A 13,459-nucleotide genomic window follows, 5' to 3' on the forward strand; every position below is an offset into this window, starting at 1 on the left:
ACGAGATGCAAACAATGCAAGCCGAGGGATTAACCAGTACTTATGGTGAGAAAACCCTGTTTGATAATGTCTCCTTTACAATTAACGAAAACGATCGAATCGGTTTAATCGGTGTTAACGGGAGTGGAAAGACCAGTCTTCTTAACGTTATTAGTAAGCGGACAAGTCCGGAAAGCGGCTCGATCACTACACCAAATGACTACACGATTGGGTATCTGCAACAGCAGCCAGCGCTTGACCCAACCAAAACGATTATGGATGCAATCTTTGAAGGCGACCAGCCTGTATTTAAAACTATTCGGGAATATGAGCTTGCACTTGATCGTTTTAGTAATCATCCCGAGGATCCTCAAGCAATGGATCAATACACGAAGTTACAGGCAAAGATGGATCAAGAGGATGCGTGGGAAGCTGATAGCCGGGTTAAAACGATCCTTACCCAATTAAAAATTAAGAACGTTAGTCAAAAGGTTAGTGAATTATCTGGTGGTCAGCAGAAACGTGTAGGGCTAGCACAGGTATTAATTCAACACCCAGATTTATTGCTTTTAGATGAACCAACTAACCATTTAGACCTTGATTCAGTAGTCTGGCTTCAAGACTTCCTTGCTTCTTATAAGGGAGCGGTTCTCTTGGTAACTCACGATCGGTACTTCCTCGATCAAGTTACTAACCACATCTGGGAATTGTCATTTGGACACCTTTATCACTATGATGGTAATTATCAAGATTTTGTTCGGCAAAAAGCAGAACGGGTAGAATTAGCTAAGGATACCGAGAAAAAGAATCAACAGTTATACAAGAAGGAATTAGCGTGGATGCGAACCGGTGCTAAGGCACGATCAACCAAGCAAAAAGGACGGATTAATCGTTTCCATGAACTTGAAGATAAGGTTGGCAACCTGAAAACTGATGAGGATATTTCAATTAATTTAGGTTCTCAACGGCTCGGTAAAGATGTGATTAAGTTTAAGAATGCTGATTTGACCCTGGGGGATCACCAGATTCTGCATAATTTTGATTGGTTAGTTCAGGCTGGCGATCGAATTGGGATTACCGGTGAAAATGGTGCCGGGAAGACCAGTCTGTTGAATGTAATTGCCCAACGAGTACCATTGGATAGCGGAGTGCTCAAAATTGGTGAAACGGTAAAGCTTGGTTACTATACTCAGCAAACTGAGGGAATTGACGATGATAAACGAATGATTAGTTTTCTGAGTGAAATTGCTGAAAATGTTACCGATAAGGACGGCAATAAGCTTAGTGTTCCCCAGCTTCTTGAACGATTCTTATTCCCCCGCTTTATGCACGGAACGTTGATTAGGAAGCTTTCGGGTGGTGAAAAGCGCCGTCTGTACTTGCTGAAAATTCTTATGCAGCAGCCCAACGTCCTTCTTCTTGATGAACCGACTAACGATCTTGATATTGGAACACTAACGGTTTTGGAAGATTACCTGGATAACTTTGCTGGAACAGTTATTACAGTTTCTCATGATCGTTATTTCTTGGATAAAGTAGCTGATGACTTGCTAATTTTCCATGGTAATGGCGATATTCAACGCTACACTGGACGTTTTACTGATTACCTTATCGATGCTAAAAAGCAGGCTGAAGAAGAACAGCAGCAAAAACGAGCTGCAAAAAAGCAACAAACTGCCAAGCGTCAACAGCCAATACCAAGTTCAAGCGAAAAGAAGAAGACTAAGCTAACTTATGCGGAAAAGTTGGAATGGGATCATATTGACGATGATCTTGATCAACTTGATAATAAGCGTAAGTCAATTGAGAAACAGATGACCGAACAGTCTGCCAATTATCAAAAACTAGCCGAATTGCAAAAGGAGCTAGACCAGGTCAAAAAAGAAATTGACGATAAAACAGCGCGGTGGGAATATTTAAGTAACTACATTGACTAACAGTGAGGATACGTAATGACAATCAATGAAAATGAACAACAATATTTAAATTTAGCGCAATATGTACTGGATCATGGGCACACTAAAAGTGATCGTACTGGTACGGGAACCAGATCTGTTTTTGGTTATCAGATGCGGTTTAATCTTGAAGAAGGGTTTCCGCTACTTACAACCAAGAAGATTCCATTTGGCTTAATTAAAAGTGAATTGTTATGGTTCCTTCGGGGAGACACTAATATTCAATTCCTTTTAAAGCATAAAAATCATATTTGGGATGAATGGGCATTTAAAAAATGGGTAGAAAGTGATGAATATCATGGTCCAGATATGACAGACTTTGGTCATCGTTGGCTTCAGGATCCTGAGTTTAAAAAGGCTTATTTAAAAGAAAAACGTGATTTTTGTGACCGGATTGTTAACGATGATGATTTTGCTAAAAAATATGGTGATTTAGGCTTAGTTTATGGAAGCCAGTGGCGTCACTGGAAAACTAGTAATGGACAAACAATTGACCAGATCGCTAATGTGATTCACCAAATAAAGACGACTCCAAATTCACGCCGGATGATCGTTTCTGCCTGGAATCCTGAAGATGTTCCATCAATGGCCTTGCCTCCATGTCATACGATGTTCCAGTTTTATGTGAATAATGGAAAGCTAAGTTGTCAACTTTATCAGCGAAGTGCTGACATCTTTCTTGGGGTGCCATTTAATATTGCCAGCTATGCATTGTTAACGCATATGATTGCTCATCAATGTGGGTTACAGGTGGGCGATTTTGTTCATACCTTAGGGGATGCTCATATTTACTTGAACCATCTTTCACAGATCAAGGAACAATTATCACGAACTCCGCATAAGGCGCCAAAGCTAATCTTACCGGATGAACCAAAGCCAATTGACGAATATGAGATGAGTGATATTAAGTTGGAAGGCTACACCCACGAACCTGCCATTAAGGCACCAGTTGCGGTTTAATTAATTAAGGAGAGAAAGAAAAATGCGTGAAGTTAATTTTATTTGGGCTGAGGATCTTGATGGTTGGATTGGGAAGGACAATCAGCTGCCTTGGCATGTTTCAGCAGACTTAAAACATTTTCGCAAATTAACAGCCAATCACCCAATCATTATGGGAAGGAAAACCTATAATTCGATTGGTCAACCATTACCACAGCGACAGAATATTGTCTTAACTCATCAATCGATTGCTAATGATCAGGTTACGGTTGTCCATGATGTTGAAACCCTTGATCAGCTGATTGATGCGTTACCGGACAATCAAGTATATGTGATTGGCGGAGCACGAATTTTTTCCTTAATGATGCCACTAGTAAACAAGCTTGAACGAACGGTCATCAATGGTCATTATGATGGTGACGTAAAAATGCCATCGATCAATTATGATCAATGGCATTTGATTAATCGTGATGAAGTTAACGAGGATGGTCAGACTAGTTGTTGGTTTGAAACCTGGGAGTTAAACAAATAAAAGAATTGAGAAGAACATAAAGGTAGTCCCTCCTAGTACAAAAATATGCCAGATAAGATGGGTATACTGCGTTGGCCGACTGTAAAATAGCGCGCCAATTGTAAAGGTTAAGCCACCGGCAAAGAGCAAGCCAAAGCCAACGGGACCTAGAGCATCCCAAAGTGGCCAAAAGGCGACAATACATAACCAGCCCATCAGGACATATAAAAGTGTTGACCAGTGACTTTTCTTCCTTAACCAAATGCTTTTATAGACAACACCTATAATTGCAAGTGCCCAAATGATCCCAAATAAGGTCCATCCTTGCCAGCCTTTAATACTTACAAGACAATAAGGAGTATACGTACCAGCAATTAGGATGTAAATAAAATCATGATCAAAGATTTGAAAGATTCGCCGAGCTCTGGTGAAGTAAAGTGAATGATAAAGTGTAGAGAAAAGATAAAATAATACAAGGGTGCTTCCGTATATTGTGAATGTAACGATTCTCATTGGGCTTCCAGTCCTAACAGCCTTGACGATTAACAATACTAAACCAGCGATTGCAAGGGCAAGGCCGATCCCGTGGGTAATTGCATTGCCAATCTCAATAATTACTGAATGCTTTGATCCGCTGCTTTTTTCCATTTTTCTACCCCTTTCATGTAATGTAGCGATGAATTTTACCGCTACTTTTGCTATACTTAAATAATAAATAAACAAGTTGACCATCGCAAATTTATATCGCATAATGGTTCATGAAACTTTATCATCTAGTTTTAAGGACTAGATTATTATAACATAACATTTTCTAGGAAGAGTGAATTTTCATGGGAAAGATTAAGATCGTTTGTGATTCCTCTGCAGGATTAACAGAAGAAGAAATAAAAAAGTATGACATTACTGTTATTCCATTAACGGTAATGATTGATGGAACTGTATATGTGGAACGGGAAACAATTACTAATGACCAGTTCCCAGAACTAATGAAAAACGCAAAATCATTACCTAAGACATCCCAACCGCCAATTGGACGGTTTGTTGATGCGTTTAACAAACTTGGTGAAGATGGCAGTGAGGTTCTATGTGTCAATATGATGGAATCTATTAGCGGAACTGTTCATGCGGCTGAGCAAGCTGCGGGGATGACGAAAACTAAGGTTACTGTTTACGACTCCCAAACAACCGATCGTGGAATGGCTTTTCAGATCATTGAGGCGGCTAAGGTAATTGAAAATGGTGGCTCCGTTGAAGATGCGATCGAACGAATGAAGTATGTTCTTGCACATTCTAAGCTTTATTTGGCAATTGATAACCTCGATAATTTGGTTGCCGGTGGTCGTGTTAGCAGATTTGCGGGAGCCCTTTCTAATTTATTAAATATTAAGGTAATGCTTCAAGTTTATGATGGCCAGATCCATATTATTATGAAAGGCCGGGGAAAGAAAGCTCTTCATAAAGAGTGGAATCGAATCTTAGACGAGATGAAAAATGGTCCTAAAGTTATGGGCGCTGGTATTTCTCATGTTGAAGGAGATAGTGAAGTTAACCGTCTCTTAACGAAGATTAAAGAATTTGAACCTAATCTCGATATCGTTGTTCGGGAAACCGTGCCGATTATCGCCACACATACAGGTTTAGGAGCTTGTTGTTTGCTTTACTATACTGAATAGTTTAAATTTAAACATTTCGGAAGCGGTCATAGTCACTATGCCGCTTTTTTGGTAAAAGGTGAAATAATAATGAAAAAATTAAAGTGGTTATGGGGCGTCTTCTTGTTTGCTCTTCTTGTGGTTGGTGGATGGTATGGTTATCAGCATTTTATTCAACCATCTGTAAGACAGGAACAACAAGTTAAACGTGTAGAAAAGCGTCACGTGAAGTTGGTAGCAGTTGGCGACTCGCTTACTTATGGACAGGGTGATGAGAAGAAAAACGGCGGTTACGTAGGCATTATAAAGCAGAAAATTCAAGATAAATATAAGAAAACGGCCGTTTCGACCGTTAACTACGGTGTAAGTGGCGATCGCTCTGACCAGATCCTTGCTCGACTAAATAAGCAGGCAGAGATGCGGAAAGATTTAAGAAATGCTGATGTAATCGTAATGACGGTTGGTGGTAATGATTTAATGCAAACACTGGAAAAGGACATTATGATGCAATCCCAAACCAAGATTCAGTCGAGCATTAATCAAGCACAGGGAATATATGAAGATAAGTTAAACCAACTATTTACAGCTGTAAGAAAAGAAAACAAACATGCACCGATCTTTGTAATTGGTATTTATAATCCGGTTTATACATACTTCCCAGATGTAGCTGCAATTAACGACTCAATTAATCAGTGGAACCGGGCAACTCAAAATGTTGCAAGAAAATATTCAAAAATGCATTTTGTTAGTATTTATAAGGTAATGTCATATGGTCAATACCAAACGAAAGCTCAACGGCAACAATTGATTCAACAAGAAGAAAAGGTGAACCATGGAAAGGTTCAGCAATCACAACTATTGTCAATTATGAGTAACAAGGACCATAATTTGAACGAATACATTTCGACTGAAGATAATTTTCATCCGAATAATTTGGGATACCAACACATGGCAAGTCGATTGTTTAAGAGTATGGTTAAGTACGATAGTTGGGAATACGTGAGGGAATAGTCAATGAATAGTAAAAAACAAATTAACTGGTGGAAATGAGCATTTATTACTTTGGTCTTGTTAATTGTAATTAGCTGTGGTGTTGTTCTTCAGCGGGCGACCGCACCAGCACCACAAGCAGAAATGTCGCAAACCACCAAGGCTAATGATTCATCATTAATGGTGGAGTTAAACCGAAAACAAGTAAATGCCTTGTCAGCAAATTATTTGGATAATTTTTTAAAGGATAATAAAATTAAATATAAGTTTATTGTTGGTGAAAAATACGCAACGTTAGTCGGCGATACTAGGTTTCTTGGTACTAAGATTCGGTTCGCAATTAATTTTATTCCTGAACGGACAAGTCAGGGAAACATTCTTTTGCGTGCTAAAGGATTAAGTGTTGGGCGCCTCAATATCCCAATTAAGTTTGTGATGGGATACATCGCAAAAAATTATAATATTCCTAAGTGGGTTTCCATTAATTCAAAGAAAGAGACCGTTTTGCTAGATTTAAATCGTTATAGTAAAAATCGACAATTGAAGTATTCAGCGCAAGAAATTAACATGCAAAATGGTCAGTTTAAATTTCTAATTACTGTTCCTGAAAAATAAAAGGAGGAAATTAGATGGCAGTTCGTGAAAGCTTTTATCACTATTTAATGACGCAGCGAAAGCCTACGGATGCGGATGAAGTTGAACAGTTTGCTAATAACGCGTTCTACGATTCAGCCTTTCCAAAGCAGTCAACGGATTTTGACGAAATTTCAAAATACCTAGAAGAAAATGCGGATTATTTACCCTCAATGACAATTTTTGATACCGCATGGCAACAATATCGCGATGCAATGAATTAGGAGATGAAATAAATGGCTACAATTCAATGGTTTCCGGGACATATGGCGAAGGCGCTTCGACAAATTCGTGAGCAAATGTCCTTAGTTGATATTGTCTTTGAATTAGTTGATGCCCGGGTTCCTTATTCTTCACAGAATCCAGAAATAGCATTAGCAGCAGGGGATAAACCACGTTTATTAATTATGACTAAAACGGATCTTGCGGATCCTAAACGATTAGATGAATGGTTAACTTACTTTAAGGAACACAACCAACCAGTGGTAGCACTTGATTCTCGTCAACAAAATGTTAGTAAAATTGTTACCGCTAAGAGTAAGGAAATCCTTCATGATAAGCTAGCAGAAGAAGCAGCCAAGGGATTAAAGAAGCGCCCTATTCGAGCAATGTGCGTTGGGGTTCCAAATGTAGGAAAGTCAACCCTATTAAATCACCTGGTAAAGAAGAATGTTGCCGTAACGGGAAACCGTCCGGGAGTTACAACGGGTCAACAATGGCTACGTTCATCGGCTGAGTTGGAATTGCTAGATACACCAGGAGTTCTTTGGCATAAATTTGCCAGTCAGAAGCAGGGGACAATGCTTGCTTTGTCAGGGGCAATTAAAGATAGTCTTTACGCTAAAGACGATGTTGTCCTATTTGCCCTTGACTATCTTCGGCGCCAACAACCAGAAGAATTAAAGAAACGGTACCGATTAACAGATGCTGACTTAGATGAAAGTGTTTCTAATCCAGACTTATTATTAAGAATTACAGATAAAATGGGGTTTCGTGATGATTATGATCGGGCCAGTGAACGGTTAATCTTTGAATTGCGTAAGGGAAAGCTAGGTCCCATTACGATGGAAATTCCAGCTGACTTAAATGAGGACGGAATTAATGAGTAAGCAAACGATTGCAGAGATTAAACAAGCGCTTCAAACACTCCATGATTCAAATTCACCGTTATTACTAGAGTTATCTCAGGATCCGCGAAAGGGAGTTCAAAATGCTCTTCAGCAGTGGCAGCGACGAGAAGAACGCTATCAACAAGCATTAGCCGCATTTCATCAGCGGTTTAAATTTGAAAAACAGTATTGGCAGCAGGGATGTCAGTATGTAGCTGGAATGGACGAGGTCGGTCGTGGTCCATTAGCAGGACCGGTTGTAACGTGTGCCGTCATTTTGAGTCCAGAGTTTGATTTGATTGGGGTCACTGACTCGAAACAGTTAACCCGTCATGAACGAGAACATCTTTACCTGCAAATTGTTAATGAGGCGGTTGAGGTTAGCATTGCGGTTAATAATTCGCAGAAAATTGATCAGTTAAATATCTATGCGGCAACACAAGATGCGATGATGACAAGCGTTCGTCAATTACATCATCGGCCCGAGCACTTAATTGTTGATGCTGTTCCTTTACCAGCGCTTGATATTCCCCAAACCACTTTAATTAAGGGAGATCAAAAATCAATAAGTGTAGCAGCAGCCAGCATTGTGGCTAAGGAGTATCGCGATCACCTAATGTGCGATTATGATCAGGTCTATCCCGGATATGATTTTGCTGAAAATATGGGATATGGAACAAAAAAGCACTTAGCTGGTTTACGTGAGTTAGGAGCAACCCCAATCCACCGTCGTTCATTTAATCCAGTTCCAGAATATTTAAAATAATATTAAATTGAAAATTCTCCGTACTGTAATAGTAGGGGGGATTTTTATGTTACAAGCTCGAGAATTTTTATTAAAACTAAGCCTTTGTCCAGGATTAAGTCCAATTTCCCGGTGGCGACTATGGCGAACTGCAGAAAGAGCACGGGCATTTAATAATCTTAGCCTGTTAATTGAACGTGCTGGTATTAGTATTCGTGCACAAAATGCTCTTTTAACAAAGTGGGACAGTATTGAGTTACGTGAAAAGATTCAATTAAATATGAAGCAGTCCTATATTACGATTGTAGATAGTGAATATCCGCGCCAACTAAGTGAGATTTTCTGTCCGCCATTAGTGTTGTTTTATCAGGGTGATCTTAGTCTTTTGAATACACAAGGTTTAGCGGTTGTTGGTGCTCGCCAGATGACAAGTTATGGGGAGGCAACACTAAAGGGAATTTTGCCAATAATTATAAAACGGGGAATTACAGTCATAAGTGGGTTGGCAGCTGGGGTTGATGGGCTAAGTCATGAGATTACATTAAAAAATCAGGGAAAAACAATTGGTGTCATTGGTTCTGGATTAGACCAGGTATATCCCCGAAACCATCAGTATCTTCAGCAAACGGTTGCTGAGCAGGGACTGGTGATTTCTGAGTACGGGTTAGGCGAGAAGCCATTAGCTTGGCATTTTCCCGAGCGAAATACAAAGACTCACTGATGATTGCTGTAACAGCAGTAATAACAGTGAGTCTTTTTCGTTTAGATTAGTTGTAAGGGGTATAAAAGGGGAAAATTACATCAGTCTTATTATACTATTGTATTTTTCTTGAGCTTTTTTAGTTACATGCAAATATACCCTTGAAGTTATCTCGGAATCTGAGTGACCTAATCTCTTTTGAATTATGTATAATGGTACACCCATTTCCGCTAATTTGCTAACGTGAGTATGCCTAAAGGTGTGACTAGATAATATTTTATGTAAGCCTAATTTGTTCTTACATATAATTAATTGCTGGTTTAGTGCGTCTAAAGAGACAACATGATTTTTTACAGTAAATAAGAAGTCATTTTTGTGTTTGTTCTTAGAAAATTCGTTATAGATTTCAACGGCTCGATCAGGTAGAAGAATTGTGCGATAACTAGACTCAGTTTTTGTAAGTGGGCTTTTGTATTGTTCATCGAGAGTTAGTCCGTGATAAACAAGAGTACCGTGTATATCAACTAAATATTGATCATTTTCTTTATGAACATTTTTTATTTGAATGGTGCTAGCTTCTCCAAACCGCATGCCAGTTAAAGCTTGCCATTCACATATTGATGCGTATGTGCGTCGGAAAGGTGAGTGACACTCATTCTCCAGATAGTTAAGAACTTGTTCTAATTCGCCATCTTCTAAGAACTTTTCTTCAATGGTATTTGTAGTTTTTCGTCTGGGCCAATTGATTTGTAAATTAGCAGTGGGAATAGATGTTATATAGTCATGTTGATAAGCATATTTAAAAATATGATTTAGTTTTGCTTTTAGCTGCACTACGAAATTTTTATCATAATCTTCTTTGTATAGCATATTTTCAAAAAGATTAATTAAGTATTTTGGAGTAACTTTATTGATTAAAGTATCATAACCAATACGTGATTTTATTTGTTTCTTATAAGATAACCATGAATAAAACGTACCAGATAGAACTTGCTTTTTGTAAATTGGCTCCCATTCTTCGATAGTTTGGCCGAGAGTAACGCCTTGTTTAATAGTCCCATCTTGAATGTGCTGGAGCTTATACTCTATTTTTCGTTCTAAGGCTATCTGAGCCTTTCTACGTGTCTGATTAGTATTCTTATCATAAGTGACTGAAACTTTCCGATATTTGCCTGTAAGTGGGTCCTTGTATTGTTCTCTGAACTTAGTCTTGCCATCTTTAGTTTCTTCGGCCCACATAATTATTCCTTCTTTCGTACATATGTTCTTTTAAGTGCCTTTTAACCCCGTCGAAATCGACGGGGTTAACTTAAGATGTTATTTTATAGCTTTTTAATTTTATAAATTTATCAGTCTCAGTAATTAAATATTCTAGAAAAGATATCACATCGTCAGCGTACTGCGAAATTTCTTGAGCAGTGAGTTTGCTACCTGCGTTTGAAAATGTATCAGATCCGTGGGCAAGACTATTTCTTGAGTTTTTTATGGTTAATAATTCATTACCGTATTGAGAAATTGATTCATGGTTTAGTGAGATATCATGCTCATTAAAAATTTGTTTTATTTTTCTAAGATCAGCATTTCCAGAAAGTTTAAACTTATTGATTTTAAATTCTAGCGATCTGTTATTTAGAATTTCTGAGATTAATTTGGAAGAAGCATTAACAATTCTTTGCGTGCTCTCTAGCTCACTGCCATCTTCTCCTTTGAAGGCATATTTCTTAAATAATTCTTTATAATAATTATCTAGTTGTTTGAAATTCAATTGCTCATTGTTAATTGACGTATAAACATTTACGATTTGTTGTTTTACTGTTGATTCGATTAGATTATACATCATCATTAAAGCATTTGATTTTAATATGACAAGAAAGGTAGATGAATCCTGCTTTTGACCACATTTGTCTATAACATTTTTTAAATATTGACCATAAGGGCTGTATGCATTTTTATCATCTTTATGAAGAATAATTAGTTTATACAATTTATTTAAGATTTTAATGTAAAATCGTAGTTCATCAACTCGATCATTAAAATTAGGCTGTTCTTTCATTTCTTTCACTACACTTTAATAAATAATTTTTAACAAATTCAATTCGCTGAATAACTCTTTTTCTGCTATTGCTTCCATCTGATGTTGTTAATTTTTTAAACTCTTGATTTTCAATTAGTATCTTAATATCTTGTTCTTTTATATTTAAATGACTATTTTCTTTAAGAGCTAAATTCGTTCCTACTGAAATAGCTTCAAAACGGACACGAGGAGTCTGATTTCTAGAATTCTTAAAAACATTAACAGGATAATTATTACGAATAAAATTAAATGTATTTATAAATTCCTCCCTATATTCATTTTTTTGGTCAGTACTCAAATTTATTTCTCTAAATTGCTTTACGAAATCGTCAACGAAGATATTTACACGGTGTTTAAAATTATGATAGTTATGTGAATAAGCAAAAAATCTTGAAACTAATTCAATATCTTCTTCTCTTTGCTTCTTTGTTGAACTAAGCTCTACTAGTTCCAGAAAAACTTTCTTTTTTGCTAATTCTTTTATTATTTTCATAAATGGATTTAATAATTCAGATCCACTTCTTATTTCAGAAGGACTAGCAATTAACGATGAAGTATTAATTCTATTAAACAAATCGATTCTTGTAGCTTCATCTGTATCTCTTCTTAGTACGATAACTCTTAATGAATATGCTTTAAGCCTAAACTGTTCGTCTTCTGGGAGGTTACTAAAAGTAAAATCATTTAATTCTGTTAATTTTTCCAATTTATCTAATTTCAATTCATCTTTTAAAAATTCTGATAATGTTGATATTCTTTGTAAACCATCAACAATTTCTAACTTTCCTGTCTTAGTATCCGATAAAAATAGCATTGGAATAGGGTACCCTAAAAGTAATGATTCAATAAACCTGGCCTTTCTATGAAGATCCCACACGCCTGCATTTCTTTGATAATTTGGACTGTAAAAAGTTTGATTATCATAATTATTGACTAAATAATCTATAGGATAATCTCTAGTGTCATAACTAATTTGTTTTTGTAATTTTTTAATTTGAGTATTCGCTTTAATTATTTTTTCCTTTTCCATACGAATTAACCCCTTTTATTATACTTTTCCCAATTGCTTCTCCTAGTTTAACCGGAACAGCATTGCCAATCATTACTCCCAAATCATATCCTGAAATTGGATGCTTCTTATCTAGAAAAATATAATCCTTAGGAAATGTTTGTAATGTTGCCCCTTCTCTAAATGAAATAGCTCGGTCTTGATCAGGATGTCCAAATCTTCCATTTCCATAGCCGTAGAATTTTGTTGTAATAGTTGGAGCGGGCTTGTTCCACTCCATTCGACCATATACAGCTGTATACGATTTACCACTTTTTTTCTTATATGCTTTCAAAATTAAATTATCATCCCAATCATGCCAAGTTCCACCAGGCTTTGATTGTCTTATTCGTTTTAAATTAATAGATGAGAGCTTTGGAGAATGATGCATAGGATCATCATTATTTGTTTCTCCAGCTTTTATTGCAGGAAACTTACCAATTGCATCTTTTACAGTTGGATAATTATCTTTAGCATATAGCGGAGGAATAAGATCTATATTTTTTAATTTACTAGCTAATAGTACTAATCGTTTTCGCTTTTGTGGAACTCCATAATCAGGTGCAAAAACTATATGCCAATTAACCTGATATCCAGATTTTTTAAGCGTTTTTATAAATCTATTAAAAATGGGCTCTTTTGCCAATTGAGGGACATTTTCCATAGAGACTATATCCGGTTGTACGTCTTTTGCTATTCTTGAAAAACTATCAAGGAGGTCCATTTTGTTTACACTAGCATCAGTACCTTTATATCTGTAACTGTAGGATGAAAAAGGTTGACATGGAGCACAGCCGACTAAAACTTTAATATCTGTGTCTTTGGGGTATAAATCATTAATCTCAGAACCGGATATTTGCTTTAAATCCCCTTGTATAAATTTTGAATTGTTATTTTGTGTATATGAGAATTTGCATTTTTTCTCAATATCAATACCGGCAACAACATTAATGTTTGTATTTTGCAAACCTCTTGTAAGACCGCCAATTCCGCAAAATAAATCTACAGCGTTAATTTTCATCATTATAGTTACTCCTGATTTTGAAATGTTAATTTAGTATATCAAATTTCAAAAAAATTCTCGAGTAATGTATTTATCTATTAGTTACTCGGTCAATAGATTT

Annotated in this window: 15 protein-coding genes; 10 read left to right on the top strand and 5 right to left on the bottom strand. The window is 36.8% G+C overall.

Going from position 1 to position 13,459, the window contains the following annotated elements; all coding sequences use genetic code 11:
• Nucleotides 1-5: 5 nt before the first annotated feature.
• From HUK49_RS03375 to HUK49_RS03385, 3 genes are read left to right on the top strand one after another with little or no spacing between them, the layout of a single operon-like run.
• Entirely contained in the window at nucleotides 6-1,916 is a 1,911-nt protein-coding gene (locus HUK49_RS03375; RefSeq protein WP_191912647.1) for an ABC-F family ATP-binding cassette domain-containing protein, read from the top strand.
• A gap of 15 nt (nucleotides 1,917-1,931) precedes the next feature.
• Nucleotides 1,932-2,894, top strand: a complete 963-nt coding sequence (locus HUK49_RS03380; RefSeq protein WP_191912648.1) for a thymidylate synthase — start codon at nucleotides 1,932-1,934, stop codon at nucleotides 2,892-2,894.
• 22 nt (nucleotides 2,895-2,916) lie between these two features.
• Nucleotides 2,917-3,405 carry a dihydrofolate reductase gene (locus tag HUK49_RS03385; protein ID WP_191912649.1) on the top strand — a complete coding sequence of 163 codons (489 nt, stop codon included), beginning with the start codon at nucleotides 2,917-2,919 and terminating at the stop codon, nucleotides 3,403-3,405.
• On the opposite strand, the gene trhA is transcribed toward HUK49_RS03385, so the two are convergent.
• Entirely contained in the window at nucleotides 3,394-4,032 is a 639-nt protein-coding gene (gene trhA / locus HUK49_RS03390) for a PAQR family membrane homeostasis protein TrhA (RefSeq protein ID WP_102168834.1), read from the bottom strand. The two genes, HUK49_RS03385 and trhA, sit on opposite strands and share 12 nt — an antisense overlap.
• A gap of 182 nt (nucleotides 4,033-4,214) precedes the next feature.
• Here trhA and HUK49_RS03395 point away from each other — a divergent pair, with 182 nt between their 5' ends.
• The 7 genes from HUK49_RS03395 (at nucleotide 4,215) to HUK49_RS03425 (ending at nucleotide 9,234) form a co-directional block, all read left to right on the top strand.
• Entirely contained in the window at nucleotides 4,215-5,057 is an 843-nt protein-coding gene (locus tag HUK49_RS03395; protein ID WP_102168835.1) for a DegV family protein, read from the top strand.
• Between the two features lie 69 nt (nucleotides 5,058-5,126).
• Complete coding sequence (locus tag HUK49_RS03400; RefSeq protein ID WP_102168836.1) at nucleotides 5,127-6,047, top strand: SGNH/GDSL hydrolase family protein; 921 nt, start codon at nucleotides 5,127-5,129, stop codon at nucleotides 6,045-6,047.
• Between the two features lie 45 nt (nucleotides 6,048-6,092).
• Nucleotides 6,093-6,641, top strand: a complete 549-nt coding sequence (locus HUK49_RS03405) for a YpmS family protein (protein WP_413230861.1) — start codon at nucleotides 6,093-6,095, stop codon at nucleotides 6,639-6,641.
• A 14-nt stretch (nucleotides 6,642-6,655) separates the two neighbouring features.
• The gene (locus HUK49_RS03410) at nucleotides 6,656-6,883 is read left to right on the top strand and encodes a YozE family protein (RefSeq protein ID WP_102168838.1); all 228 of its coding nucleotides are present in this window, start codon (nucleotides 6,656-6,658) and stop codon (nucleotides 6,881-6,883) included.
• 12 nt (nucleotides 6,884-6,895) lie between these two features.
• Nucleotides 6,896-7,768 carry a ribosome biogenesis GTPase YlqF gene (gene ylqF, locus HUK49_RS03415; RefSeq protein WP_191912650.1) on the top strand — a complete coding sequence of 291 codons (873 nt, stop codon included), beginning with the start codon at nucleotides 6,896-6,898 and terminating at the stop codon, nucleotides 7,766-7,768.
• On the top strand, nucleotides 7,761-8,534 hold the full coding sequence (locus tag HUK49_RS03420; protein ID WP_191912651.1) for a ribonuclease HII: 774 nt from the start codon (nucleotides 7,761-7,763) through the stop codon (nucleotides 8,532-8,534). The genes ylqF and HUK49_RS03420 overlap by 8 nt, the downstream gene beginning before the upstream one ends.
• A gap of 46 nt (nucleotides 8,535-8,580) precedes the next feature.
• Entirely contained in the window at nucleotides 8,581-9,234 is a 654-nt protein-coding gene (locus HUK49_RS03425; RefSeq protein ID WP_235980956.1) for a DNA-processing protein DprA, read from the top strand.
• A gap of 75 nt (nucleotides 9,235-9,309) precedes the next feature.
• Here the strand turns inward: HUK49_RS03425 and HUK49_RS03430 are convergent, their stop codons facing one another.
• From HUK49_RS03430 to HUK49_RS03445, 4 genes are all read right to left on the bottom strand, one after another.
• The gene (locus HUK49_RS03430) at nucleotides 9,310-10,452 is read right to left on the bottom strand and encodes a tyrosine-type recombinase/integrase (RefSeq protein WP_191912652.1); all 1,143 of its coding nucleotides are present in this window, start codon (nucleotides 10,450-10,452) and stop codon (nucleotides 9,310-9,312) included.
• A 70-nt stretch (nucleotides 10,453-10,522) separates the two neighbouring features.
• Nucleotides 10,523-11,266 (bottom strand): MAE_28990/MAE_18760 family HEPN-like nuclease, encoded by a 744-nt coding sequence (locus tag HUK49_RS03435; protein ID WP_235980964.1) that lies wholly within the window; start codon nucleotides 11,264-11,266, stop codon nucleotides 10,523-10,525.
• Nucleotides 11,250-12,317: a DUF262 domain-containing protein gene (locus HUK49_RS03440; RefSeq protein WP_191912654.1), complete on the bottom strand. Its 1,068-nt coding sequence runs from the start codon at nucleotides 12,315-12,317 to the stop codon at nucleotides 11,250-11,252. The genes HUK49_RS03435 and HUK49_RS03440 overlap by 17 nt, the downstream gene beginning before the upstream one ends.
• A complete protein-coding gene (locus tag HUK49_RS03445; protein ID WP_191912700.1) occupies nucleotides 12,295-13,356 on the bottom strand; it encodes a DNA cytosine methyltransferase in 1,062 nt (353 codons plus the stop codon). Before HUK49_RS03445 ends, HUK49_RS03440 begins: the two co-directional genes overlap by 23 nt.
• Between the last annotated feature and the right edge of the window lie 103 nt (nucleotides 13,357-13,459).

Source organism: Limosilactobacillus portuensis (genome assembly GCF_014838735.1).
Classification (GTDB): domain Bacteria; phylum Bacillota; class Bacilli; order Lactobacillales; family Lactobacillaceae; genus Limosilactobacillus; species Limosilactobacillus portuensis.

Bases quoted from the DNA above. Each gene is read 5' to 3' on its own strand.
- HUK49_RS03375 (WP_191912647.1), top strand. From the start codon at position 6: ATGCAAACAATGCAAGCCGAGGGATTAACCAGTACTTATGGTGAGAAA.
- HUK49_RS03380 (WP_191912648.1), top strand. From the start codon at position 1,932: ATGACAATCAATGAAAATGAACAACAATATTTAAATTTAGCGCAATAT.
- HUK49_RS03385 (WP_191912649.1), top strand. From the start codon at position 2,917: ATGCGTGAAGTTAATTTTATTTGGGCTGAGGATCTTGATGGTTGGATT.
- trhA (WP_102168834.1), bottom strand. From the start codon at position 4,032: ATGGAAAAAAGCAGCGGATCAAAGCATTCAGTAATTATTGAGATTGGC.
- HUK49_RS03395 (WP_102168835.1), top strand. From the start codon at position 4,215: ATGGGAAAGATTAAGATCGTTTGTGATTCCTCTGCAGGATTAACAGAA.
- HUK49_RS03400 (WP_102168836.1), top strand. From the start codon at position 5,127: ATGAAAAAATTAAAGTGGTTATGGGGCGTCTTCTTGTTTGCTCTTCTT.
- HUK49_RS03410 (WP_102168838.1), top strand. From the start codon at position 6,656: ATGGCAGTTCGTGAAAGCTTTTATCACTATTTAATGACGCAGCGAAAG.
- ylqF (WP_191912650.1), top strand. From the start codon at position 6,896: ATGGCTACAATTCAATGGTTTCCGGGACATATGGCGAAGGCGCTTCGA.
- HUK49_RS03420 (WP_191912651.1), top strand. From the start codon at position 7,761: ATGAGTAAGCAAACGATTGCAGAGATTAAACAAGCGCTTCAAACACTC.
- HUK49_RS03425 (WP_235980956.1), top strand. From the start codon at position 8,581: ATGTTACAAGCTCGAGAATTTTTATTAAAACTAAGCCTTTGTCCAGGA.
- HUK49_RS03430 (WP_191912652.1), bottom strand. From the start codon at position 10,452: ATGTGGGCCGAAGAAACTAAAGATGGCAAGACTAAGTTCAGAGAACAA.
- HUK49_RS03435 (WP_235980964.1), bottom strand. From the start codon at position 11,266: ATGAAAGAACAGCCTAATTTTAATGATCGAGTTGATGAACTACGATTT.
- HUK49_RS03440 (WP_191912654.1), bottom strand. From the start codon at position 12,317: ATGGAAAAGGAAAAAATAATTAAAGCGAATACTCAAATTAAAAAATTA.
- HUK49_RS03445 (WP_191912700.1), bottom strand. From the start codon at position 13,356: ATGAAAATTAACGCTGTAGATTTATTTTGCGGAATTGGCGGTCTTACA.